Here is a 24,793-nt window from a genome sequence, read left to right on the forward strand (position 1 = left end):
GCCGATAACCGGCGTTTATCAACGGCGGTAAAAGGCTCCGGCACCTGCGGTGATAGTCGGCCGCTATCGGCCGTTCGCAGTTGTGCATTGGACGCTCACGGGCCGTGGCCCGCAGGCTCGCAGTCGACCGTTTCAGCCGTGTCGGCTGTTCGCCTCAACCGGCGTGAGGAGGTGCGGTGATGGCCACAGTGGTCACGGCGTCCGTGCGTGAACCGGACCGCTACCACCCGCCCGCGCTCACCGGTCTCGTCGATCTGCTGTCCCGGCCCGTGCGGGCGCGCCCGCACTCGCGGGCCCTCGTCGTCGGTGCCGAGCGCAGCGAGCTGTCGTACGCCGGCCTCGCCTCGCTCGCCGACGATCTGGCCCGCCGGCTGACGGCCGCCGGGGTGCGGCCCGGGGACCCGGTGGGACTGGTCGCCGCGAACACCGTCGAGTTCGTCGTGTCCCTCCTGGGTGCGGCACGGGCCGGCGCGGTCGTCGCCCCGTTGGATCCGGCCCTGTCTCCCGGCCAGCTGGCCGCGCGGCTCGGGATGTTCGGGGCGCGGGTGGTGCTGTGCGGGCCCGAGGCACCCGCGGGCGTGCCGGCCTGGCCCGTGCGGGTACGGGTCACGCCCGGCGCCCCCTGTGCGGTCACGCTCGACGCGACGCGCGCGCCGCTCGGGCTGTACGGGACGCCCACGCCGGGCCTCGCCCCGGACGACGCCCTGATCCTGTCGACGGCGGGCACCATGGACGGGGCCCGCCTGGTGCCGCTGACCCACGGGAACGTGGCCGCGGCGGTGCGTGTGCTGTGCGCGACGTACGAACTGGGGCCGCGGGACGCGACGGTGGCGGTCATGCCGCTCTTCCACACGCACGGACTGGTCGCGGCGCTGCTCGCCACGCTCGCCGGCGGCGGCTGCGTACTGCTCCCGGCCGGGGGGCGTTTCTCGGCCGACACGTTCTGGGACGACATGCGCGCGGTGGGGGCCACCTGGTTCACCGCGGTGCCCGCCATCCACGAGATCCTCCTCGACCGTTCGGCCGGCGAACATCCCGCGCCACTCGTACCGCCCCTGCGCTTCGCCCGCAGTTCCAGCGCTCCGCTCAACACCGCGACCCAGCGGGCCCTGGAGCGGACCCTCGGGGTGCCACTGCTGTCGGCCTACGGCATGACGGAGGCGGCCCATCAGGCGAGCAGTGAACCCCTGCCGCTGCCCGGTGCGTCCAAGCACGGCTCGGTGGGCCGGCCGACCGGGACGCGGATCCAGGTCGTCGACCCGTCGGGGCAGGCCTGCCCGCCCGGTGTGCAGGGCGAGGTCTGGGTGCGCGGCCCCAGCGTGGCCAGGGGCTATCTCGCCGATCCGGTGGCGACGATGCACGGTTTCGGCGGGGGCTGGCTGCGCACCGGGGATCTGGGGCATCTGGACGTCGACGGCGCCCTGTTCCTCACCGGCCGGATCAGGAACCTGATCACCCGGGCGGGCGACCAGGTCTCCCCCGAGTACGTCGAGGACGTGCTGTGCGGTTGTCCCGCCGTCGCCGAGGCCGCCGTGTTCGGGGTGCCGGACGAGCGGCACGGGCACCGGGTGGGCGCGGCGGTGGTGCTGCGCGAGGGCGAGGACGCGGAGCCCGCGGAGATCGTCAGGTACTGCCTGGGCCGGCTGGCCGCTTTCGAGGTGCCCGAGCGGATCCAGGTCGTCCCGGCGCTGCCGCACACGGCCAAGGGTGCGCTGGACCGGCAGGCGGTCCAGCTGCGTTTCGCCCGGTGACGTCGCGGCCGGGCGGGTCGGCCAAGCGGCCTCGGCTCAGCGGACCAGGGGTTCGGGCACGGGCAGCGGCCGGTCGAAGAACTCGTCCAGCCGCAGTGAGGCCGCCGCCGTGATGAACGCGCGGGCCGCGAGCGAGCCCGGTGTCGCGTCGTGGATCGCGACCGAGATGAGCGCCCGTGCGTCCGGCTCGACAAGGCGCAGTACGCGCATCCGGCCGGTGACCGGCAGGGCCCGCAGCCAGGTGTGCGGCACGATGCTGGTGCAGGCGCCCGCGCCCACATTCGCGTACAGGGTGGCCACGGAGTCCGTCTCCACCTGCGGGATGACGGTGACTCCGCTGCGGGTGAACGCGGCGTCGATGACCTGACGGATCCGCATGTCGCGGGTGAGCAGCGCGAGCGGCAGCTGGGACGCTTCGGCCCAGGTCAGGGTATCGGACTGGGGCAGCAGCTGATCGGCCGCGGCGAGCAGCATGTACCGCTCCTCGTAAAGCGGCGTCACCTGCAGCCCGTCCCGGTCCTCGGGGCCGAAGTGGGCGATGGCCGCGTCGATTTCGAAGGCGCGGAGCTGCCGGATGAGTTCCGTGGTGGACAGGCGGGACCGCACCTGGACCTTGGCCAGCGGGTGCGCGGTGCAGAACGCCGTCACCGGCAGCGCGAGCGTCGTCGAGGCCGTGGGCTCCGCGCCCAGCCGCAGCGTGCCTGTGATGCCCGACTGGACCGCGGCCACCTCGGCCTTGAACGCCTCCTGCTCGGCGAGGATCCGCTTGGCCCAGACGACCAGACGCTCCCCTTCGGGCGTCAGGCCTTGGTAATTGTGGCCGCGATTGATCAGTGTGACGTTGAGCTCGCGCTCCAGTTTGGCGATCGACACGGACAGTGCGGGCTGCGAGACGAAGCAGGCGTCCGCGGCCCGCGCGAAGTGCCTTTCCCGTGCCACCGCCACGAAGTACTCCAGCTGACGGAAGAGCATGCTCGCCTCCTGCTTCGTCCCGCGCACCCCATACACCCGCCACCTCGACCAGGTCGAACATACCTGCGATGGCTGCGCTGTTCGAGCTTACCCGGCGGCGTGGGCGGCGCCTTGCCCGCACCAAGGGCCCGGCTCCCCACCGCCGTTGCGGGAGCCGGGCCGGCTCTCATGCCGTGCCTGTGCGGCGCGCCAGCAGGTCCGTGGCCGCGTGCACCGCTCGGAGCCTGGGTGCCTCGGCGCCCGTGATATCGGCCATCTCCACCACCGCGGTCACGATGGCGTCGAGTTCCAACTGCTTGCCCGCCTCAAGGTCCTGGAGCATCGACGTCTTGTGATCGCCGACCCCCTCCGCACCCCGCAGCCGTTTCTCGATGGAGATGTCCGGTGTGCTGCCGACCCGGGCGGCGATGTCCAGCGTCTCCTCCATGAGCTGGGCCACCAGGCCTCGCGTCGGCGGATGCCGGCAGATCTCGACCATCGTGGCCCGGGTGAGCGCGCTGATCGGGTTGAACGCGACGTTGCCCATCAGCTTGATCCAGATGTCGTCCCGCAGGTTCGGCTCCACGGGGCACTTCAGCCCACCCGCGATCATCGCCTCGCTCAGCGCGGTGCACCGCGCCGAGATCCCGCCGCCGGGTTCACCGATGGAGAAGCGGGTGCCTTCGATGTGGCGGATCACGCCAGGGGTCTCGATGACGGTGGCGGGGTAGACCACGCAGCCCACCGCCCGCTCCGGCGCGAGGACCTTGCTGGTCGCGCCGCCCGGGTCCACCGCCTCGATCCGGCGACCCTCGTAAGGGCCGGCGAGCCGGTGGAAGTACCACCACGGGATGCCGTTCTGCCCGGCGACAACGGCGGTGTTCTCACCGAGGAGCGGTTCGATCAGCGGGCCGCTGGTCGGATAGGAGTGTGCCTTCAGCCCGAGGAACACGAAGTCCACGGGTCCGATCTCGGTGGGGTCGTCGGTGGCGTGCGGGTGGGCGACGAAGTCCCCGCGCGGGCTGATGACCCTGACCCCGCGCTCACGGATGGCCTGCAGGTGCGGACCGCGGGCGATCAGGTGGACATCGGCACCACCCCGGTGCAGGGCCGCTCCTACGAAGGCTCCGATCGCGCCGGCTCCGAGGACAGCAATCTTCACGGCATCTCCTCTCAGGAGGAAGGTGAGTGATTGAATACTGTATGCAGTCAGCCGGTCCGCTGTACACCCTTCGCACCCGAACTAATACAGCCGCGACACCCCCGACCACCTGTCCGGATCCACCTCTGGCGTGGAGCGAACTGCATACAATATGCTACGCGCCTCCTGTCCGGTGTCCCGCTTCCTCCGCTCCTGACGCTCCCCGCGCACCGACGGACCCGCAAGGCCCCTGAGAAGAGGAGAGCAATGTCTGCATCACCACCACAACGCATAGGCGTGGTCGCCGAGTCGGCCTCCGGAGAGACCAGAGTGGCGGCCACCCCGGACACCGTCCGCCGCCTCATCGGGCTCGGCTACGAGATCGTCGTCGAGACCGGCGCCGGAACCGCATCGGGCTTCTCCGACGCGTCGTACGTCGAAGCGGGCGCACGCCTCGACGACGCCTGGCACGCCGATGTCGTCCTCAAGGTCAACGCGCCGTCCCACGACGAGGTGCGACGACTGCGGGACGGGGCGACGATCGTCGGCCTGCTCGCCCCCGCGCAACACGCCGAACTCCTCACCCAGCTCGCCAGCCGGCCGCTGACCGCGTTGTCCATGGACGCCGTGCCCCGCATCTCGCGGGCCCAGTCCCTGGACGTGCTCAGTTCGATGGCCAACATCGCCGGCTACCGGGCGGTCATCGAGGCGGCGCACGCCTTCGGACGGTTCTTCACCGGACAGGTCACCGCGGCGGGCAAAGTGCCTCCCGCGAAGGTGCTGGTGGCCGGCGCAGGAGTGGCCGGCCTCGCGGCCATCGGAGCCGCGGGGAGCCTCGGCGCGGTGGTCCGGGCCACCGACCCGCGCGGCGAGGTCGCCGACCAAGTACGGTCACTCGGCGGCGAGTTCCTGCCTGTCGAGGTCGAACAGGAGTCGGCGGGCGACGGATACGCGCGAGCCACCTCCGAGGCGTACGACCTGCGCGCCGCCGAGATCTACTCCGAGCAGGCCAGGGATGTCGACATCATCATCACGACGGCCCTGATCCCGGGCCGCCCGGCGCCACGGCTGATCACGGCCGATCAAGTGGCCTCGATGAAACCGGGCAGCGTCATCGTCGACATGGCGGCGGCGCAGGGCGGGAACGTCGAAGGGACGGTGAGCGATCGGGCTGTCGTCACCGAGAACGGCGTCACCATCATCGGCTACACCGACCTCGCGGGCCGCCTGCCTGCCCAGGCCTCACAGCTGTACGGCACGAACCTGGTGAACCTGCTGAAGCTGCTCACCCCGGGCCGGGACGGGCAGCTGACCCTCGACCTCGAGGACGTCGTACAGCGGGCGGTGACCGTGGTGCGCGACGGCGAGACGCTGTGGCCGCCGCCCCCCGTCGCGGTCTCTGCAGCGCCCGCGAAGGCCCCGGCCCCGCCGGCGTCACCGGTCGATCCGGCGCCTCCGCGGCGCCTGTCACCGGCGGGCCGCTACGGACTGATCGGGCTCGGGATGCTCGCCCTGTTCGCGCTCATCGCCATCTCACCCGCCCAGCTCGCCGCCAACTTCACGGTGTTCGCGCTTGCCGTGGTCATCGGCTACTACGTGATCGGCAAGGTCCACCACGCGCTGCACACCCCGCTGATGTCGGTGACCAATGCGATCTCAGGGATCGTGGTGGTCGGGGCGCTGCTCCAGATCGGCCACCCGCCCCTGGCCATCAGCGTGTTGGCCTTCCTGGCCATCCTGCTCACCACCGTGAACATCTTCGGTGGCTTCGCCGTCACCCGTCGCATGCTCGGCATGTTCTCGAAAGGCTGAGGTTTGATGAACGCATCCACGGCGGCCCAGGCCGCCGACATCGTCGCCGCGCTGCTGTTCGTCTTCAGCCTGGCGGGGCTCTCCCGGCACCACACCGCCCGGGCGGGGGTGGCCTACGGCGTCGCTGGAATGGCTCTTGCGCTCGTCGCCACCGTCGTCGTCGCCGGCCGCTCCGTCTCCGGCGGGTCGATCGCGCTGATCGCCGTCGCGGGCACGATCGGTGGCGCGATCGGCCTGTGGCAGGCCCGCCGGGTCGAGATGACCCAGATGCCCGAACTGATCGCCGTACTGCACAGCCTCGTCGGGCTTGCCGCCGTACTGATCGGCTGGAACAGCTACTTGGAGGTCGAGGCACAGCACCCGGGCCCCACCGAGCTGGCCGGGTCGCTGCTGCGGATCCATCACGCCGAGGTGTTCATCGGCATCTTCATCGGCGCGGTCACCTTCACGGGTTCCGTGATCGCGTTCCTCAAACTGTCGGCGCGCATCAAGTCCCGGCCGCTGACCCTGCCCGGGAAGAACCTGCTCAACGTCGGCGCTCTGGTCGCGTTCGTGACCCTGACCGTCTGGTTCACCGTCAGCCCGAGCCTCGCTCTGATGATCGCCGTCACCGTGCTCGCGCTCGTCCTGGGCTGGCATCTGGTCGCCTCCATCGGCGGCGGCGACATGCCCGTCGTGGTCTCGATGCTCAACAGCTACTCGGGCTGGGCCGCCGCAGCGGCCGGCTTCCTGCTGGACAACAACCTGCTCATCGTGACCGGGGCGCTGGTCGGCTCCTCCGGCGCCTACCTGTCGTACATCATGTGCCGGGCGATGAACCGGTCCTTCCTCTCCGTCATCGCGGGTGGCTTCGGCGTCGAGGCCGCACCCAGCGGCGAGCAGGAGCAGGGCGAGCACCGGGAGATCAGCGCCGAGGACACGGCAAGCGCACTGGCGGGCGCCACGAAGGTGATCATCACCCCGGGGTACGGCATGGCGGTCGCCCAGGCGCAGCACCCGGTGGCGGAGCTGACGCGCCGTCTGCGGGAGCGCGGCGTGACCGTGCGCTTCGGCGTGCATCCCGTGGCGGGGCGGCTGCCGGGACACATGAACGTACTGCTTGCCGAGGCCCGCGTACCGTACGACGTCGTCCTGGAGATGGACGAGATCAACGACGACTTCGCCGACACCTCGGTGGTCCTGGTCATCGGCGCCAACGACACCGTCAACCCGGCGGCGATGGACGATCCGGCCAGCCCCATCGCGGGGATGCCGGTACTGCGGGTATGGGAGGCGGAGCACGTGGTCGTGTTCAAGCGGTCCATGGCCTCCGGGTACGCAGGTGTGCAGAATCCGCTGTTCTTCCGGGAGAACAGCAGCATGCTCTTCGGCGACGCCAAGCAGAGCGTGGAAGCGATCCTGCGCGAACTGGCGGCGAGCGACGAGGGCCCGGCAGCGGGCTCCGGACACCGGCCGACGGAGCAGCCCGCACCTGCCTGATGTAGACAGATTGCATACAGAAGCCCATACGCTGTACGTGATTTCTCCCCCTCCATCACCGGCACCTCCCCACAGCCTGCCACCACCAGGGAGCCCATGCGCGAGCCACGCACTTCCCCAGCCAACGTGACGACACCCGTCAACAGGCCCGCGCCCCTGCGCCAGGCCGTCTACGACGTCCTGATCGAGCTGATCGTGGGGGGCGTACTCCAGCCGGGCCGGCATCTGGTCGAGGCCGAACTCGCCGCGGACCTCGGCGTGAGCCGCCAACCGGTGCGCGAGGCACTCCTGCGTCTCCAGGCCGACGGATGGGTGGAACTGCGCCCCGCGCAGGGCGCATTCGTGCACAGCCCGACCGTCGAGGAGGCCACCCAGCTCCTCAGCGTCCGCGCCGTCCTGGAGACCCACTCGGCGCGCGGCGCCGCACAGTACGCGACCGGTCCGGACATCGCGCGCCTGTGGGAACTGCAGGCCGCCGGAATAGCCGCGCTCTCCGCCGACGACGCCCGCGGCATCGTCGAGGCGAACGCAGCGCTGCACGGCTTCATCACCGAGCTCGCGCGCAACCCCATCCTCGCCGAGCTGATCCGGCAGGTCGACCGCCGGGTGCGCTGGTACTACATGCCCATCGCCCGGCCACGCGGCAAGGACGCGTGGAACGAGCACGCCGACATCATCGACCGCATCGCGGCCGGTGACGCCGACCGGGCCGAGGAACTGATGCACCATCACACCCGGACGACCACCGACTTCTACTGCCGGCAGCTGACCGCGGCACCCCGGGCCCCGGCGTGACCGCGGTGACTCCAGCCGGCCTCGCGTCGAATGGGGCACCTGACACACCAATGGGCCGGGGCCGGACGGAGCAGGGAGCGCACCCCACCGTCCGGCCCGGCCTGTGCCACGGGCGCTCCGTCGGACGACTGCCGCCGCCGCCCGACGCGCTGTCCGCACCCGCGCACGGTCTGCGGGCCCGGGCGCGACTTCGCGCCCGGGCATTCGCTCAGTTCGCCGCGCCGGTCAGCCCGCGGCTGCCGGCGACGGCCTGCTCGGCGGGCCGCTTCTGGTCCGCAGGTCGGCCGGGCTGACGCAGCAGCAGCGTGATCAGAGCCGACAGGAAGGCGATGCCACCTGCCAGGTAGTAGCCGCCCGAGTAGCCCCAGGCGCCGATCACCGAAGCGGCCAAGCCACCGCCACCGACACCGCCGACCAGCTTGGCGCTGTAGACGAGGCCGTAGTTGGTGGCATTGTTGTTCTCCCCGAAGTAGTCCGGGACCAGTGCCGCGAACAGCGGGTAGAAGGCGCCGCCGCCGAAGCCGTTGACGAACGCGAAGATCAGGAAAAGCGTCTCGTTGTGGGCCTGCCCCGACCACAGCACGCCGAACTGCGCGACGCCCGCGATCAGGAGGACCAGCGTCAAAGTCTGCCGGCGGCCCAGGGTGTCCGACAGCCAGCCCACTGCGGCCCGGCCCACCCCGTTGACCACGGCGAGCACACCCGCCGACGAGGCGGCGATCAACGGCCCGAAGCCGAGACTCTTGGCGAAGGGGACCTGGAAGTTGATGCCGAAGAGCGAGACGCCGCCTACGCAGACCAGGGCGAACCACATCAGCGGCAGCTGTCCGGTCCTGATCGCCTGCATCGGGGTGAACTGCCCCTTGGCCGGCGGGTTCTTGCGCAGCCTGCGCGCCACACGCCCGGCGTCCTCGCCACCGCCGCGGTTGAGCGGGTCCACGTCGTGCGGCCACCAGCTCTTGGGCGGGTCGCGGAAGAAGAAGCCGCAACCGCCCACGAGGAGGACCATGCCCAGGGCGATCAGGTCGAGGACCAGCCGGAAGTTGTCGGCGTGGAACCAGTAGCTGAAGACGAAGATCAACGGCAGTGTGCCATAGGCGAATCCGCCGTTGACAAAGCCGGTCCGCGCGCCCTTGTTGTCCGGATACCACTTGCCGACCATGTTGATGCAGGTCGCGTAGACGAGCCCGGAGCCTGCGCCGCCGAGCACCGAGTAGCCGAGTATCACCACGATCGGGTTCGAGACGTGGGCGATGGAGAGGAAGCCGAGCCCGGACAGTACGGCTCCGAGGAGCATGCCCGTCTTCGCGGAGAGCCTTCCGGTCTCGCGGAGCCTGCCCGCGGGGAAGGCGACGCCCGCCTGGAAGACCGCCCAGATACTGGCGATCCAGAAGACCTCGGTGAGGGTCCAGCCATGGGCGTGCTCAAGGGTCGACTCCGCCGAGCTGTAGCCGTACTCGTAGACGCTGACGCCCATCATCGCGATCCACGGGAGCCAGACCATCCACGCCCGAGGCCTGCCCAGGATGGAACGGTCGCTCTCCCCGACGCGGTAGACGCGCCCGTTGGCATCGGTGACCTCTCGGTACGAGGAGGAAGTCGCCTGCGGTGTTACTGACATGTGTGCCTTCCCTTGCCTGAAAAAGAGCTTGGCGTGCGCCCCCTGGGGCCCTGCTCTTCGTGCAGTGGGTGAAAGCGACTCCCCTCCACGGTGCGCGCCCGGACTCTCGCCGGGCGCGGGTAGGGGGTACGCCGTCGGCGCGTCACGGGTCCGGGGCGGCATCCCGGAGTCCGCCGACGTGCAGGCGGTGACCTGGCGGTTCGGCCTCGGCGCGGCGGGTTCGGGGCCGCGCCGAGGTATGACGGACAACTGACCTGCCGATCATGGCGCAGAACGCCCGACCGGTGATTGCATACGGTATGGAGAGCTGAAATCGTGTGTCCAGCGGGGCGGCATGAAGCTTGACCAGTGCATTACCCAACTACCTTTGGGCGCAGTGCGGTTACACGCCGCAGTGGCACGGGACGACCGGTTCCGGGCATGCCGAAGAACCCCGCGGGGACTCCCCGCGGGGTCGGACAAGAGACATGGCCCGCTGCGTCGGACCGCAGCGGGCCGCGCCCTCAACTACCCGGTCAGCGCAGCAGCTTCACCGCCTCGACGACGAGCGGGTGCACGCCCGACACGTCGGAGTCCACCAGCGCGCGCAGCCTGCTGCGCATCCGCGGGTCCCAGAACCTGCCGATGTGTCCGGCCAGTTCGGTGGCGGCCTGCGACGCGGGCAGATGAGCGAGGTTCGCGGCGATGTCATTGGCCATGCGGCACTCGGACGGCTCAGTGGAGGCCATGATTGTCAGTCTCCCGCCGTCAGGGCGCCCACGGGGGCCGCGGTGGCCCCTTCGCGCCCACGCGGCGCCAGGGCGACCTGGACGGCCGTCACCTTGTACTCCGGGCAGTTGGTCGCCCAGTCGGAGTTCTCCGTGGTCACCACGTTGGCCCCGGTGACCGGGTGGTGGAAGGTCGTGTAGACGACACCGGTCGGCATCCGGTCGGAGACCAGGGCGCGCAGCGTGGTGCGGCCGACCCGGCTGGCCAGGGTGACCAGGTCATTGTCGGTGATCCCGCGGTCCTCCGCGTCGTGCGGATGCAGTTCCAGCACGTCCTCGGGGTGCCAGGCGACGTTGCCTGTGCGGCGCGTCTGCGCCCCGACGTTGTACTGGCTGAGGATGCGCCCGGTGGTGAGCACCAGCGGGAAGCGGCGGGTGGAGCGCTCATTGGTGGGCACGTACGAGGTGACGACGAACTTCCCCTTGCCGCGGACGAATTCGTCGATGTGCATGACGGGCGTACCCTCCGGCGCCTCGGCGTTGCACGGCCACTGGACACTGCCCACCTTGTCGAGCAGCGCGAAGGAGACGCCCTCGAAGGTCGGGGTGACCGCGGCGATCTCGTCCATGATCTGGCCCGGGTGGTCGTACGCCATCGGATACCCCATGGCGGTGGCGATCTCGGTGACGATCTGCCACTCGTGCTTGCCCGCCTTCGGTGCCATCACCGCGCGCACCCGGTTGATCCGGCGCTCCGCGTTGGTGAAGGTGCCGTCCTTCTCCAGGAACGACGCCCCGGGCAGGAACACATGCGCGAACTTGGCAGTCTCGTTGAGGAAGAGGTCCTGGACGACGACGAGTTCCATCGCCTCCAGGGCCGCGGTGACGTGCTTCAGGTTCGGGTCGGACTGCGCAATGTCCTCGCCGTGCACGAACAGGCCGCGGAAGGAGCCGTCGATGGCCGCGTCGAACATGTTGGGGATGCGAAGCCCCGGCTCGGGCAGCAGGGCGGCGCCCCACAGGTCCTCGAACACGGTGCGCACCGCGTCGTCGGAGACATGCCGGTAGCCGGGCAGTTCGTGCGGGAAGGAACCCATGTCGCAGGAGCCCTGGACGTTGTTCTGGCCGCGCAGCGGATTGACGCCCACGCCGTCGCGGCCGATGTTCCCGCACGCCATCGCGAGGTTGGCCATCCCCATGACCATGGTCGAGCCCTGGCTGTGCTCGGTGACGCCCAGACCGTAGTAGATCGCCCCGTTGGGTGCGCTCGCGTACAGCCGGGCGGCCGCGCGCAGTTCTTCGGCCGGAACCCCGGTGACCGGTTCGACGGCCTCGGGGCTGTTCTCGGGGCGGGCCACGAACGCGGCCCACTCCTCGTAGCCCTCGCACCGCTCGGCCACGAAGCCCTGGTCGACGAGCGCCTCGGTGACCACCACGTGCGCCATGGCGTTGACCACGGCCACGTTGGTGCTCGGTCGCAGTTGCAGATGGTGGTCGGCCTCGATGTGCGGCGAGCGTACGAGGTCGATGCGGCGCGGGTCGACCACGATCAGGCGGGCGCCCTCGCGCAGCCGGCGCTTCATCCGGGAGGCGAACACCGGGTGTCCGTCGGTGGGGTTGGCGCCGATCACCATGATGACGTCGGCCTCGGCGACCGAGCGGAAGTCCTGGGTGCCCGCGGATTCACCGAAGGTCTGTTTGAGCCCGTATCCGGTGGGCGAGTGGCAGACGCGCGCACAGGTGTCGACGTTGTTGTTGCCGAAGGCGGCGCGGACCATCTTCTGGACGACGTACACCTCCTCGTTCGTGCACCGCGAGGAGGTGATCGCGCCGACCGCGCCGGTCCCGTACGTGTCCTGCAGAGCCCGCATCCGGCGCGCGACCGTGGCGATGGCCTCGTCCCACTCGACCTCGTGCCACGGGTCCGTGATCTTCTCGCGCACCATGGGCTTGAGGACGCGGTCGGGGTGTGTGGCGTAGCCGAAGGCGAAGCGGCCCTTGACGCACGCGTGGCCCTCGTTGGCGCCGCCGTCCTTGTACGGCACCATGCGGACGAGTTCGTCGCCGCGCAGTTCGGCCTTGAAGGAGCAGCCGACGCCGCAGTACGCGCAGGTGGTGAGGACCGAGCGGGTGGGCATGCCGAGGTCGACGACGGACTTCTCCTGGAGCGTGGACGTCGGGCAGGCCTGCACGCAGGCTCCGCAGGAGACGCACTCGGAGTCCATGAAGGACTCCCCCGCGCCCGCCGCCACCTTGGAGTCGAAGCCGCGTCCCTCGATGGTCAGGGCGAATGTGCCCTGGATCTCGCCGCAGGCGCGGACGCAGCGGGAGCAGGTGATGCACTTGGACGCGTCGAAGTCGAAGTAGGGGTTGCTGGTGTCCTTCTCGGCGTCGAGGTGGTTCTCCCCCTCGTAGCCGTAGCGCACCTGGCGCAGTCCGACGACGCCCGCCATGTCCTGCAGTTCGCAGTCGCCGTTGGCGGGGCAGGTCAGACAGTCCAGCGGGTGGTCGGAGATGTAGAGCTCCATGACGCCCTGGCGCAGCTTCTCCACCTTGGGTGTCTGGGTACGCACCTGCATGCCGTCGGCGCACGGGGTGGTGCAGGAGGCGGGCGTGCCGCGCCGGCCGTCGATCTCGACCACGCACAGCCGGCAGGAGCCGAAGGCCTCCAGGGAGTCGGTGGCGCAGAGTTTGGGGATCTCGACGCCGGCGAGCGAGGCGGCACGCATCACCGAGGTGCCCTCCGGCACGCTCACCGGCATGCCGTCCACCTCGAGCGCCACCGTGGCCTGCCCCGGTCGCTCCGGGGTGCCGTGATCGGGTTCCTTGAGCAGTGTCATGCCGTGCCCTCCGTCCTCTTGTCGGCGGCGACTTCGCCGAGGAAGTCGTCCGCGAAGTGAGCAAGGGCGCTGCGCACGGGCAGCGGGGTCAGCCCGCCCATCGCGCACAGCGAGCCCTCGGTCATCAGATCGCACAGGTCGTCGAGGAGTGCCAGGTTCTCGTCCCGCTGCTCCCCCGCCACGATCTTGTCGATCACCTCGACGCCGCGCACTGAACCGACCCGGCACGGGGTGCACTTGCCGCAGGACTCGGCCGCGCAGAACTCCATGGCGAAGCGCGCCTGGGCGGCCATGTCGACGGTGTCGTCGAAGACCACGATGCCGCCGTGCCCGACCATCGCCCCGGCCGCGGCGAACGCCTCGTAGTCCATCGGCAGGTCGAACGAGGAGGGCGGAAGGTAGGCGCCGAGCGGCCCGCCGACCTGCGCGGTGCGCACCGGCCGACCCGACCGCGTGCCGCCGCCGTACTCCTCGATGAGTTCGCGCAGCGTGATCCCGAAGGCGGTCTCGACGATGCCGCCGCGGGCGATGTTGCCGCCGAGCTGGAACACCTGGGTGCCGCGGGAGCGCTCCACGCCGAGCTCCTGGTACGCCTTGGCGCCCTGGGCGAGGACGACGGGAACAGTGGCAAGCGTCAGCACGTTGTTGACGACGGTCGGCTTGCCGAACAGGCCCTCGATCGCGGGGATCGGCGGCTTCGCGCGGACCATGCCGCGCTTGCCCTCCAGGCTCTCCAGCATGGAGGTCTCCTCGCCGCAGATGTACGCACCCGCGCCGACCCGCACATGCAGATCGAAGTCGAGCGGCGTTCCGAGGACGGAGGTGCCGAGCCAGCCGCGCTCGCGGGCGATGTCGATGGCGGCGCGCATCGTGGCGACCGCGTCCGGGTACTCGGAGCGGATGTAGAGGTAGCCCTCGCGGGCGCCGACGGCGTGCGCGGCGATCGTCATGCCCTCGATGAGCAGGAACGGATCGCCTTCCATGAGCATGCGGTCGGCGAAGGTTCCGCTGTCGCCCTCGTCGGCGTTGCAGCAGATGAACTTCAGCTCGCCCGGGCAGTCGAGGACGGTCTTCCATTTGATGCCTGCGGGGAAGCCCGCTCCGCCGCGCCCACGCAGGCCCGAGTCGGTCACCTCGGCGACCACGTCGGCTGGCGTGAGCTTCAGCGCGGTGCGCAGTCCTGTGAGACCGCCGTGGCGCAGATAGTCGTCGGCGTCGAGCGGATCGATGACGCCGACGCGCGCGAAGGTGACCCGGTTCTGCCGGGCCAGCCACGGCAGTTCGTCCACGGGGCCGAGGCGCAGGGGGTGCTCGCCGCCGTCGAGCAGGCCGGCGGCGAGCAGTGCGGGAACGTCGTCGGGGGTCACCGGACCGTAGCCGATACGACCGTGCTCGGTGGCGACCTCGACGAGCGGTTCGAGCCAGAGCATGCCGCGCGATCCGGTACGTACGAGATCGATGGCCGACTCGGGGCTGTCGGCGGCCTGTTGGATCGTGGCGGCCACCTCGTCGGCGCCCACGGACCGGGCGGCCGAGTCGCGGGGGACGTAGATCCGCACATGGGGCTGTGCGGGATGCTGGGTCATGACCGGGGTGCCTCGCTTCCGTCGGGCGTGGCGCCGACGCCGTGGCGCTGCGTCTGGTCGGTTGTGTGGAGCAGCGCGCCGAGCCGCTCCGTGTCCACCCGGCCGTACAGGCGTCCGTCCACCTCGACGGCGGGGCCGAGGGCGCAGTTGCCGAGGCAGAAGACCTGCTCGACGGTGACCGAACCGTCCTCGGTGGTCCGTCCCAGGGTGAGCCCCATCTGCCGTACGTACTCCACGAGATGCCCCGCGCCCTGGGCCTGGCAGGCCTCGGCGCGACAGACGCGGACGGTACGGTGGCCCGCGGGCTCGGCGCGGAAGTCGTGGTAGAAGCTCACCACTCCGTGCACGTCGGCCCGCGAGAGGTTGAGCTCGTCGGCGAGCACCGGTACGGCCTCCTTGGGCACATGCCCCAGTTCGGCCTGCACGGCGTGGAGGATCGGCAACAGAGCGCCACGCTGCTCGCGATGGGCGGCGGCGATCTTTTTCACCACCTGCTCCACCGTCGGATCACTGGTCCGGGTCTTCATGGTCGTGCGGCCTTTCGTCAGGGCCGTGGAAGGGGTACGGGCACGGGCACCTGGGGGTCCGGTCCGAGCACCACGGTTCGCGTTCACAGGGGCACCTCGACCTCCCCTCGCGCACACGGCGCAAGGGGCGAAACAGTCCTAGCGAAGCATGCAACCCTGATGCATACAAGCTTTTTGCATACAGAATCCTATATGGAGCCACCTGTCGATCCGCTCCACCGGCCTATCAACTCCACCGTTGGCGCGCCGCGTTGATCCGAGGCGCAACCACCGTCCGCCCCGGTGGGACATCGCGCATGGTCACCACGGAACACCACACTGCATACGAAAACCTGTATCCTGAATGGACCGCCGCGCGGCCCGCCCGGGGGTAACGGCCGGCACAGCCACCGACTCGGTGAGCTCGGAGGCGGAACAGGAGAACCATGCGCCAAGGCCTGACGGCTGGCTCCGCCCGCCGCGTCGCCCGCCCGACGCCGCTGCGCCAGGCGGTGTCCGACGCCCTGGCGGAGATGATCATCAACGGCACCCTGAAATCGGGCCAGCATCTGGTCGAATCGGACCTCGCCGCGCAACTAGGTGTCAGCAGGCAGCCCGTGCGCGAGGCGCTGCAGCGCCTGCACACGGACGGCTGGGTCGACCTCAGGCCCGCCCAGGGCGCGTTCGTGCACACCCCCACGCAGGAGGAGGCGACCCAACTCCTCGACGTCCGTACGGTGCTGGAGACCTACTCCGCACAACTGGCGGCGCATCACGCAAAGCCCGAGCACATCGAGCGTCTGTGGCAGCTCCAGCAGGACGGCGTGGACGCGCTGGCGGAGAGTACGACCGACCGCCTGGTCGCCGCGAACACGGCCCTGCACGCCTACATCACATCCGTGGGCGGCAACGACGTGCTCGCCGAGCTGATCACACAGGTGGGGCGCAAGGTGCGCTGGTACTACACCCCGATCGCCAACTCCCGCTCCAAGGGCTCCTGGAACGAGCACGCCCGCCTCATCGAGGCCATCGCGAAGGGCGACCCGGAGCGGGCCGGCGAGATCATGCGCAAGCACACCGAGCGCACCCGCACCTACCGCAATGCCATCGCGGCAGAGGCCGCGAACGCCTGACCGTCGCCGGAGCGCGCGGTCCCGGAAACGGACCGAGCCAGCGCGCCCAGCGAGGGGTGCACCGCGTCGGACCCGATGACGGCGCACAGTTCGAGCAGCCACGGAAGCACGGCGCCGAGCAGAATCCCGAAACCCTCGCCGTCCGCCCCCAGCATCGCCTCGGCCGGGACGCGCACCGGGTCGGCGACCACCGTGGACGTGGCGCTGGCGAGCGGCGCCCCGGTGGCGCGCGCCGGAACGAACAGGCCGGGAGCGTGCGCCGGCACGCCCCAGAGCGTCAGGCCACCGGCCGAGGCGACGGCCGGCGACGACCAGACATAACTGTCCGCCTCACCCGCGGCGACCACATCATGCTTGCGTGCCCCCAGCGCCACCACGCCTCCAGTACGCCGCGCGGTCGGGCGCACCGCTCCCCCGGCGCCGTCCTCCACCACCGCGAGGGTGCACAGGTGACGGCCGGCCGCCACCTCACCCCGCAGCCACCGGCCGCCGTACGCCTCGACCACCGCGGCCGCCGCGTAGTGGGACTGGAGCACCGCGGCCGTGGCCGGGCACACGGGCCCGACCCGGGCGACCACCTCGGCGGCTCGCGTCAAGTCGGCGCCACCATCCGCGGGTTCGGCCGAGCAGGTCAGCCCGAGAAACCCGGCCCGGCCGAGGGCCATGACCGCCGCGCGCGGGAACTTCCCTTCCTGGCGTGCCAGTTCGCCGGCCGGAGCGATAACACGGTCCAGGACGTCATGCAGTGCGCTGGGATACGACACGGGGCGCCCCCCTCGGGTGCGATGTCCGATCCGCCCCGGGAGGGCGGTCCCGATGGCCTCGGCCGCGGACAGCGAAGTGGCGAGACATCGGCTTACATTGCATACAGTATGCTATTGCTCCCCGCAGCGCTACGTGCCGGACGGCCACGACCTCCCGGCTCCCCTCCGAAAGACGGAAAGTCGCAAGGATGCAGGAACCTTCAGCCGAGGTCCGAGATCTCCCTCAGCAGCCCCGACGTCACATCGAAGACAAAGCCCCTCACGTCGTCGGTGTACGGCAGGAACGGCGACGTACGCACCCGCCGCATCGACTGCCGTACGTCCTGGTCGACGTCCCTGAACGACTCCACCGCCCAGGCCGGCCGCTGCCCGACCTCCCGCTCCAGCTCGTACCGGAACTCCTCGGTCAGTGTCTGCAGGCCGCACCCCGTGTGGTGGATGAGGACGACGCTTCGGGTGTTCAGGGCACGCTGGCTGATGGTGAGGGAGCGGATGGTGTCGTCGGTCACCACTCCACCGGCATTGCGGATGGTGTGGCAGCCCCCCAGTTCGAGGCCGAGCGCGGCGTGCAGGTCGATTCGGGCGTCCATGCAGGCCACGACCGCCACTCCGAGGACGGGACGGGCATCCATTCCGGGGTCGCGAAACGCGTCGGCGTAGGTGCGGTTGGCCCGCACCAGGGAGTCGATGACCGATTCCCGGCCAGGGGAACCGGCGGGCGGGCGTGCACCGGGAGGTGTCGATGTCAACATGCTCGGTCGCCTCTCAGGGTCGATGCTCGGGCAGAACGGAGCCGGGCAGAACGCTGTCGCCCCGGCGGAACCGGGGCGACAGAGGGGAGGCCAGAAGTGGTCGTCAGGAGAGTGGGCGGCCCGGTTCGGGAGGGGGCGCCGCGCGGGGACACCCCGGCTCTGCCCCGCGCACGGCGGGGCCGAACCTTCACCTCCTGCTCAGAGCACCTCCCCCGCAACCGCGCCCGTGGACGTGCGGACGCCTCCCTGCTTCGGCCGGCCTGGCGCCTTGAGGAAGCATGCGAGCACCGCCGAGCCGAGACCGATGGCGCCTGCGAGGGCGAAAGCGCCGCCGTAGCCCCAGGCGCTGACCACGACCGCGCCGACACCGGAGCCGACCAGGCCGGAGATCAGCTTCGAGCTGTAGACCATTCCGTAGTTCGAGGCGTTGTTGTTCTCCCCGAAGTAGTCCGCGGTCATCGCCGCGAACAGCGGGAAGATCGCGCCGCCGCCGAAGCCGGAAACCATCGAGCAGAACAGGAAGAACGGCATCGAGCCGATGTCGCCGGAGTAGAAGACGCCGAACTGCGCGGACCCCAGCACCAGACAGACGATGATCAGCGTGTTGCGGCGTCCGTACCGGTCGGAGATCCAGCCGATGACTCCCCGGCCGGTCCCGTTGACGATCGCCTTGAGCGACATGGCCGTGGCGACGATGCCGCCAGCGAACCCCATCTCCTTGCCGAACGGCACCTGCATGGCGATACCGAAGATGTTGATGCCTGCCGTGCAGAGGAGGCAGAACCACATCATCCACAGCACCGGGGTCCGGGCCGCCTCACGCGGGGTGTACTGCTTGACCGACGGCGGGTTCTTGGCCAGCGACCGCACGATGCGAGGGTCGTCCGAGACCTTCAGCGGGTCGACGTGGTCGGGCCACCAGTTCTTCGGCGGGTCCTTGAAGAACCACCCGGCGACCGCGACGGCCGCACAGCAGATGACGCCGACGGAGACCAGTACACCCTGGTAGTTGGAGAGATCCATGTACGAGGTGAAGAGGAACACGAACGGCACCGAGCCATAGGCGAAACCGCCGTTGACCATGCCGGTCTTGCCGCCCTTGCGCTCCGGGTACCACTTGCCGACCATGTTCACACAGGTCGCGTAGACGAGTCCGGCGCCGATGCCGCTGAACATGCCGAAGCCGAAGTAGGCGACGATGACATGCGGTGCGTACGCCAGCGAGAGATAGCCGAGCAGGGTGCCCAGCGCTCCGAGCATCATCGCGCTCTTGGCCGGCAGCCTCCCGCTCTCGCGGAGCTGCCCGGCCGGGAAGGCGACGGCCGCCTGGAAGAAGATCCAGACCCCCATCAGCCAGAAGATGTGGCCGCTGGCCCACAAGTGCGCGTCGTGCAGGGTCTCCTCGGCGGAGGTGAATGCGTACTCCGACGAGCTGATGCCCATCATGCCGATCCACGGGAAGAGCACCATGGTCCAGCGTGGTCTCCGCATGATGTCCCGGTCGGTCTCACCGAGCCGGAACACGCGGCCGTTGCGGTCCGTCACCTCCCTGTACGGAACGTGTGACGGTATGTCAGTTGTCGTCATGCCATTTCCTCTACGTCGCAGAACCCTGGCCAGCGCCCCCTGTCCGGTTCCCATGTGCCGTCAGGACCAGTCCGCCCCGCGACCCACCCCATGGCCGGCCCGGGTCTCCTGCACCCCGGCGCGGCCCGGAGCGCGCGTGCGCTCACGAGTCCTGACTTCGCGTCACCACATGTGCGACCCCCTCCACGACGACGGGAACAGTGATCCACTCCACACACCGATACTTTGCATACGATATGGAGTAGCCAGTATTCTGTAGACGGGTTGCCACTCTGTCTAGGGGCTGCACTCCGTCTTTCTCGGTCTTTCTTGCCCGGATGTCACGCGGAGGTCCGCGTCGGACCGCGGCGGGTTCTCACCGGACCACGATCTCCTTTGGGCGTCGGGGTGTTACTCAGGTCGACGGCGGCGCACCCCGCCCCTGGGCCTGCCGATGCCGCATTGCTGCGCAGTCCCAGGAAGTTGACGACCTCGCGGATGGTGGGCACCGCATGCTTGTGCCATCGCGCGACGGGTCGTCGACGGCGCTCACGGTGACGCTCATGGCTCTGCGTTGCCGTTCGACTGTGCCGTTGTGAGGTGGGGGAGGCCGGGTGGGCGGGCCGGACGGTGCCAGGGGGCGCCTGAGAACACCGTCCGGCCTCGCACCCGCGCCCCGTCGGCGGACGGGGTCCGCCGACGCGGGCACGATGAGGGCCGACGCCTCAGTCCGAGGTCGTACGGGCAGTACGGGCGGCGCAGTGCGGATACCCGTGGATCCGGGTGACAACGCGGTGCACAGCGCGCGACCGACACCGGCCTGCGCGGCCATGGCGGTGGCCGTGGCGACAGCACGTACGCACGAACACGCCGTCGGCCGGTCCGAGCGGCATCAGATCACCCCGCCGGACCGCAACAGCGCCAACTCTTCGTCACCGAGACCGAGTTCCCCGACGAAGACCTCTTCGTTGTGCTCACCGAGCAACGGCGAACTGGTGATGTCGACGGGGGAATCGGAGAGCTTGAGCGGGGATCCGACGGTGGCGAACGAGCCGCGCTGCGGGTGCGGCACCTCGACGACCATTTCGTTGGCGACGAGCGAGGCGTCCCCGATGATCTCCTTGGTGGAGAGGATCGGGCCGCACGGGATGTTGTGGGCGTTGAGCTTCTGCAGGACGTCCCACTTGGGGAGCGTCGAGGTCCACTCCTCGATGAGCTGGAACATCTTGCCGAGTTTCGGGAGCCGCGCCTCCGGGGTCGCCCACTCGGGGTCGTCGGCCAGCTCGGGCCGCCCGATCAGCTCGCTCAGCGGCTGCCAGCCGATCGGCTGCACGATCACGTACACGTAGTCGTTGGGCCCGCCGGGAGCGCACCTCACGGCCCATCCGGGCTGCCCGCCGCCGGAGGCGTTCCCGGAGCGAGGCACCTCGTCCCCGAAGTCCTCGTTCGGATACTCGGCCAACGGGCCGTGAGTGAGACGCTGTTGATCCCGCAGTTTCACCCGGCACAGATTGAGCACGGCGTGCTGCATGGCCACGTTCACGCGCTGCCCGCGCCCGGTGTTCTCCCGCTGGAAGAGGGCGGCCAGAATGCCGGCGACCGCATGGATGCCGGTCCCCGAGTCGCCGATCTGCGCACCGGTGGCGAGCGGTGGCCCGTCCTCGAACCCGGTGGTCGCCATCGCCCCGCCCATGGCTTGCGCGACGACCTCGTACGCCTTGAAGTTGGTGTACGGCCCTTCGCCGAAGCCCTTGATGGACGCATAGACGATCTTCGGGTTGATCTCCCGGATGCGTTCCCAGGTGAACCCCATCCGGTCGACGGCGCCCGGCCCGAAGTTCTCGACCATCACATCGGAGCGCCGGATCAGCTCGGTCAGCAGCTCCTTGCCGCGCTCCGTCTTGGTGTTGAGAGTGATGCTCCGCTTGTTGCAGTTGAGCATCGTGAAGTACAGGGAGTCGACGTCCGGGAGGTCGCGCAGCTGCTTGCGCGTGATGTCGCCGGTCGGCGCCTCCACCTTGATGACGTCCGCGCCGAGCCACGCCAGGAGCTGGGTAGCGGAGGGCCCGGACTGCACGTGCGTCATGTCCAGAACTCGGATGCCTTCTAGTGCCTTTGCCATGGCCGTCCTCACCTCGCTGATGTGTCGTGTCATCGGGTTCGGGCTGGAGAGGAGCACGGTCGCGCGGGGGCCCGGCCCCCACACGCACACCCTGCGCGACGACGGCAGTCATCGCGCCTGTACAACCCCAAACTGTAGATTGCATACCGTATGGAGTCGCCATCATCGTGGCCGCAGCAGGCGTCGTTGTCCAGAGGCCGTACGCGATTCCGCGCGAAACCATCGAGCCGCACCGAAGTCTCCCGGTGACGACCAATGGTTCGCAGCCTTCACGCAAAGGTGCAGCGGAACACATGGCACGGCGTCCGCGTTCTCTTCGGACTACCGACCTTTCACCGTTGGGCTGCCGGGCTCAGTGCGGGCGAGCGCCCCGGCACTGGCCGGAGCGCGGCTTGCCGCCGTGCTCCACATCGCCGCCGGCCGAGCTCAGGTACCTGTGCCGCTGCAGCCCGCCGATCTGCTCAACCGCGAGGTCTCGCCAGTAATCGGCGAGAGCGGGGGTGAGAGCAAGTAAGGCCCTGCACGACGACACGTACCGCCTCACCGGTTCTCGGCGCCGCCACCTGGGCGGTCCATGTACCTGTTCGAGCGGATGCCGCAGCGCTCTCCGCGTGGCCCTGCGGCTCCTGACATCCGCATCTCTACACTCCAGCTGAGAGGCCGTTGGCGTTCGTCATGACTTCCTGGCCGGGCCTGACGTTTGCCCGGCCGGCCGCTTCCCTGAGGAGAAATGTGGCCCTGCCCGGTACCCGTTCCTCACTGTCCTTGCCGGCTGCCGGCCTGGTCCTCGCCGCCACCTGGCTGGCCGGTTGCGCGGGTCAGGCACCAATGGAGCACTCCCGCGCCACGCACCAGCCCGCGGCGGAGGGCAGCGACACGCCTGCGGGCCGGGGGCCGCGACTGCAGGACCCCCCGGAGCTGGCCAGCCGCAAAGGCACGCTAAAGGCCACCATCGTCGTGGAACGGCGCATGGTCCCGGTCGGCAACCGCCAGTTGTACGCGACGACTTACAACGGGTCGTACATGCCGCCCACCTTGCGCGTTCGGCCGGGCGATCGCATCGACCTCACCATGACCAACCGCATCGACGAGAACACCAACCTGCACACGCACGGCTTCCATGTCTCGCCGCGCGCCCCTGCCGACGACATCTTCATCGCCATCAAGTACAACCACTCGTACCACTACTCGTACCAGCTGCCGCGCAACCATCCCACCGGCACCTACTGGTACCACTCGCACGCCGACATGATGTCCGCGCCCCAGGTCGCAGGCGGCGAGTCCGGCATCATCGTCGTCGAGGGCCTGCGGAACCACCTGCCCCCGTCGTTGCGAGGCATCACCGAGCACACGATCGGGCTCAAGGACTTCCAAATCCAGCGCGACTCGATCAAGACCCATCCCCTGAGCATCGGCGCGCCCACCAACCGAACGGTCAATGGCCAGAAGAACCCCGTCATCAACATCCGACCCGGAGAGACCCAACTATGGCGGCTGGCCAACATCGGCGCCAACATCTACTACAAGCTCCGCCTCCCGGGCATCCGCTTCCACGTGATCGCCCAGGACGGCATTCCCGTCCGGAAGGTCTATACCCAGGAAACACTGGTCATCTCCGCCGGCGCCCGCTTCGACGTCCTCGTCCAGGGCGGCACTCCCGGCACCGCTCGGCTGGAAACACTCCCCTACAACACCGGCTCCGCGGGGAACCAGTTCCCCCAAGCAGTCCTCGCGACCGTCGTCACCGGCGGCCCGCGCACGACCCGGGCCACGATCCCGACCGACTTCGCCCCGCACGAGGACCTGAGCCACGCAACGATCGCGGCCCACAAGACCGTGGTCTACACGGAAAACAAGGCGGGCACGAAGTTTTTCATCAACGGCCGGCTGTACGACCCTCACCGGATCGACTTCACCTCCGCCCTCGGCACCGTTGAGGAGTGGAGCATCCGGAACAACACGGACGAAGACCACAGCTTCCACATCCACACCAACGACTTCCAACTGATGAGCACCAATGGCAAGGCCCATGACCCCTCCCGCGGCTGGCACGACACAGTGAACGTGCCCGCGCGTGGCAACATCGTCATGCGCATCCACTTCACCGACTTCACCGGCAAGACCGTCCTGCACTGCCACATCCTCAACCACGAGGACCTGGGCATGATGGCCATCCTCGACATCGTCCGCGGCGACCACAACTAGGTCCTGTACGGAGTTCAGATCACGGTTCGGGTAATCCGCAGCGCGGAACCGTGTGCGCTTGATAGGCCATCAGGTATGGCACGTGGCGATGTGACCGATGAGCAGTGGTCCCTGATTGAGCCCCACCTCCCGCTGGGAGTATCCGGACCCATACCTGACCTGCGAAAACACTTCAACGCGACGATGTGGCGGTTCCGCACCGGCAGCCCCTGGCGAGACGTGCCTGCCGAGTACGGTCCGTGGTCGAGCGTCTACGACCGCTTCCGTATCTGGACGCGCGAGGGCGTCTTCCAGCACCTGATGGAGACGGTCATCGGTTATGCCGCAGAACGCGGTGAGGCAGACCTGTCGCTGGTCAGCGTGGACTCTGCTACCTCCCGCGCTCACCACCACGCCGCCGGGATGGTTCTGGACGAAGAGCAGTTGGAAGCGCTGGTGGAGGCCGCAGAGTCCGAAAAGGGGGCGGGAAGAAGGGACGGGAGCCGCAATACGATCAGGACGGGGACCCGGAACGAGCCGAGCGGCAGCGGTTGCGGCGACGCCGCCGGGCCCGTTTGAAGGCTGCTGAGCTCGGTCGTTCCCGGGGCGGGCTGACCAGCAAGGTGCACTTGTCAGCCGAACGGCGCTGCCGTCCACTGTCGTTCGTCCTCACCCCCGGCCAGGCCGGTGACAGCCCGCAGTTCGCGCGGGTCGTGGACAAGATCAAGGTCCGTGGCAGGAGGGGCCGGCCCCGCACCCGCCCGGACGCGGTCGCCGGCGACAAGGCGTACTCCTCCCGCCGCAACCGCGCCTACCTGCGCAAACGCCAAATCCGGGCGGTGATCCCGGAGAAGGCGGACCAGACGGCCAACCGCAAAAAGAAGGGCTCGCGCGGAGGCCGCCCCGCCAGTCACGACGCCGAGCTGTACAAGGACCGCAACACGGTCGAGCGGTGCATCAACCGGCTGCGCAACTGGCGCGGGATCGCCACCCGCTACGACAAGACTCCCGAGAGCTACCTGGCCGGACTCCACCTGTGCGGCACGATGCTGTGGCTACGCAGCATCACCCGACGAGCATGAT

Annotated in this window: 17 protein-coding genes and 1 pseudogene; 7 read left to right on the forward strand and 11 right to left on the reverse strand. The window is 69.5% G+C overall.

Features of this window, described 5'->3' with window-relative positions:
- Nucleotides 1–179: 179 nt before the first annotated feature.
- Complete coding sequence (locus tag OG507_RS01605; protein ID WP_327365284.1) at nucleotides 180–1,751, forward strand: FadD7 family fatty acid--CoA ligase; 1,572 nt, start codon at nucleotides 180–182, stop codon at nucleotides 1,749–1,751.
- Between the two features lie 36 nt (nucleotides 1,752–1,787).
- On the opposite strand, the gene OG507_RS01610 is transcribed toward OG507_RS01605, so the two are convergent.
- Nucleotides 1,788–2,723: a LysR family transcriptional regulator gene (locus OG507_RS01610; RefSeq protein ID WP_327365285.1), complete on the reverse strand. Its 936-nt coding sequence runs from the start codon at nucleotides 2,721–2,723 to the stop codon at nucleotides 1,788–1,790.
- 166 nt (nucleotides 2,724–2,889) lie between these two features.
- Nucleotides 2,890–3,864 (reverse strand): 2-dehydropantoate 2-reductase, encoded by a 975-nt coding sequence (locus OG507_RS01615; protein ID WP_327365286.1) that lies wholly within the window; start codon nucleotides 3,862–3,864, stop codon nucleotides 2,890–2,892.
- 246 nt (nucleotides 3,865–4,110) lie between these two features.
- Here OG507_RS01615 and OG507_RS01620 point away from each other — a divergent pair, with 246 nt between their 5' ends.
- The 3 genes from OG507_RS01620 (at nucleotide 4,111) to OG507_RS01630 (ending at nucleotide 7,929) form a co-directional block, all read left to right on the forward strand.
- Complete coding sequence (locus OG507_RS01620; protein ID WP_327365287.1) at nucleotides 4,111–5,655, forward strand: Re/Si-specific NAD(P)(+) transhydrogenase subunit alpha; 1,545 nt, start codon at nucleotides 4,111–4,113, stop codon at nucleotides 5,653–5,655.
- A 6-nt stretch (nucleotides 5,656–5,661) separates the two neighbouring features.
- Nucleotides 5,662–7,134 (forward strand): Re/Si-specific NAD(P)(+) transhydrogenase subunit beta, encoded by a 1,473-nt coding sequence (gene pntB / locus OG507_RS01625; protein ID WP_327365288.1) that lies wholly within the window; start codon nucleotides 5,662–5,664, stop codon nucleotides 7,132–7,134.
- A 96-nt stretch (nucleotides 7,135–7,230) separates the two neighbouring features.
- Nucleotides 7,231–7,929, forward strand: coding sequence for a GntR family transcriptional regulator (locus OG507_RS01630; RefSeq protein ID WP_327365290.1), 699 nt, complete (start codon nucleotides 7,231–7,233; stop codon nucleotides 7,927–7,929).
- A gap of 208 nt (nucleotides 7,930–8,137) precedes the next feature.
- Here OG507_RS01630 and OG507_RS01635 read toward each other — a convergent pair whose 3' ends face one another.
- The 5 genes from OG507_RS01635 to OG507_RS01655 all read right to left on the reverse strand — a co-directional run bounded on the left by OG507_RS01635 (nucleotide 8,138) and on the right by OG507_RS01655 (nucleotide 15,210).
- Nucleotides 8,138–9,550: an OFA family MFS transporter gene (locus OG507_RS01635; RefSeq protein ID WP_327365291.1), complete on the reverse strand. Its 1,413-nt coding sequence runs from the start codon at nucleotides 9,548–9,550 to the stop codon at nucleotides 8,138–8,140.
- 515 nt (nucleotides 9,551–10,065) lie between these two features.
- Nucleotides 10,066–10,278 (reverse strand): formate dehydrogenase subunit delta, encoded by a 213-nt coding sequence (locus OG507_RS01640; protein ID WP_327365292.1) that lies wholly within the window; start codon nucleotides 10,276–10,278, stop codon nucleotides 10,066–10,068.
- Nucleotides 10,279–10,283: 5 nt separating this feature from the next.
- Nucleotides 10,284–13,097, reverse strand: a complete 2,814-nt coding sequence (gene fdhF / locus OG507_RS01645; RefSeq protein WP_327365293.1) for a formate dehydrogenase subunit alpha — start codon at nucleotides 13,095–13,097, stop codon at nucleotides 10,284–10,286.
- Complete coding sequence (locus OG507_RS01650) at nucleotides 13,094–14,683, reverse strand: formate dehydrogenase beta subunit (RefSeq protein WP_327365294.1); 1,590 nt, start codon at nucleotides 14,681–14,683, stop codon at nucleotides 13,094–13,096. Before OG507_RS01650 ends, fdhF begins: the two co-directional genes overlap by 4 nt.
- Nucleotides 14,680–15,210 (reverse strand): formate dehydrogenase subunit gamma, encoded by a 531-nt coding sequence (locus OG507_RS01655; RefSeq protein ID WP_327365296.1) that lies wholly within the window; start codon nucleotides 15,208–15,210, stop codon nucleotides 14,680–14,682. The genes OG507_RS01650 and OG507_RS01655 overlap by 4 nt, the downstream gene beginning before the upstream one ends.
- A 425-nt stretch (nucleotides 15,211–15,635) precedes the next feature.
- On the opposite strand from OG507_RS01655, the gene OG507_RS01660 reads away from it, so the two are divergent.
- Entirely contained in the window at nucleotides 15,636–16,322 is a 687-nt protein-coding gene (locus OG507_RS01660) for a GntR family transcriptional regulator (RefSeq protein WP_327365297.1), read from the forward strand.
- Here OG507_RS01660 and OG507_RS01665 read toward each other — a convergent pair.
- From OG507_RS01665 to frc, 4 genes are all read right to left on the reverse strand, one after another.
- Nucleotides 16,283–17,086 carry an acyl-CoA dehydrogenase family protein gene (locus OG507_RS01665; RefSeq protein ID WP_327365298.1) on the reverse strand — a complete coding sequence of 268 codons (804 nt, stop codon included), beginning with the start codon at nucleotides 17,084–17,086 and terminating at the stop codon, nucleotides 16,283–16,285. The two genes, OG507_RS01660 and OG507_RS01665, sit on opposite strands and share 40 nt — an antisense overlap.
- Before the next feature lie 200 nt (nucleotides 17,087–17,286).
- Entirely contained in the window at nucleotides 17,287–17,838 is a 552-nt protein-coding gene (locus OG507_RS01670) for a beta-class carbonic anhydrase (RefSeq protein ID WP_327365300.1), read from the reverse strand.
- Nucleotides 17,839–18,036: 198 nt separating this feature from the next.
- Entirely contained in the window at nucleotides 18,037–19,425 is a 1,389-nt protein-coding gene (locus OG507_RS01675; RefSeq protein WP_327365301.1) for an OFA family MFS transporter, read from the reverse strand.
- Between the two features lie 871 nt (nucleotides 19,426–20,296).
- The gene (gene frc / locus OG507_RS01680; RefSeq protein WP_327365302.1) at nucleotides 20,297–21,526 is read right to left on the reverse strand and encodes a formyl-CoA transferase; all 1,230 of its coding nucleotides are present in this window, start codon (nucleotides 21,524–21,526) and stop codon (nucleotides 20,297–20,299) included.
- A 732-nt stretch (nucleotides 21,527–22,258) separates the two neighbouring features.
- On the opposite strand from frc, the gene OG507_RS01685 reads away from it, so the two are divergent.
- Together OG507_RS01685 and OG507_RS01690 are read left to right on the forward strand one after the other, a co-directional pair.
- On the forward strand, nucleotides 22,259–23,731 hold the full coding sequence (locus OG507_RS01685) for a multicopper oxidase family protein (RefSeq protein ID WP_327365303.1): 1,473 nt from the start codon (nucleotides 22,259–22,261) through the stop codon (nucleotides 23,729–23,731).
- A 75-nt stretch (nucleotides 23,732–23,806) separates the two neighbouring features.
- Nucleotides 23,807–24,792: pseudogene (locus OG507_RS01690) on the forward strand (IS5 family transposase).
- The last annotated feature ends 1 nt before the right edge of the window (nucleotide 24,793 follow it).

The organism is Streptomyces sp. NBC_01217 (assembly GCF_035994185.1).
Lineage (GTDB): Bacteria > Actinomycetota > Actinomycetes > Streptomycetales > Streptomycetaceae > Streptomyces.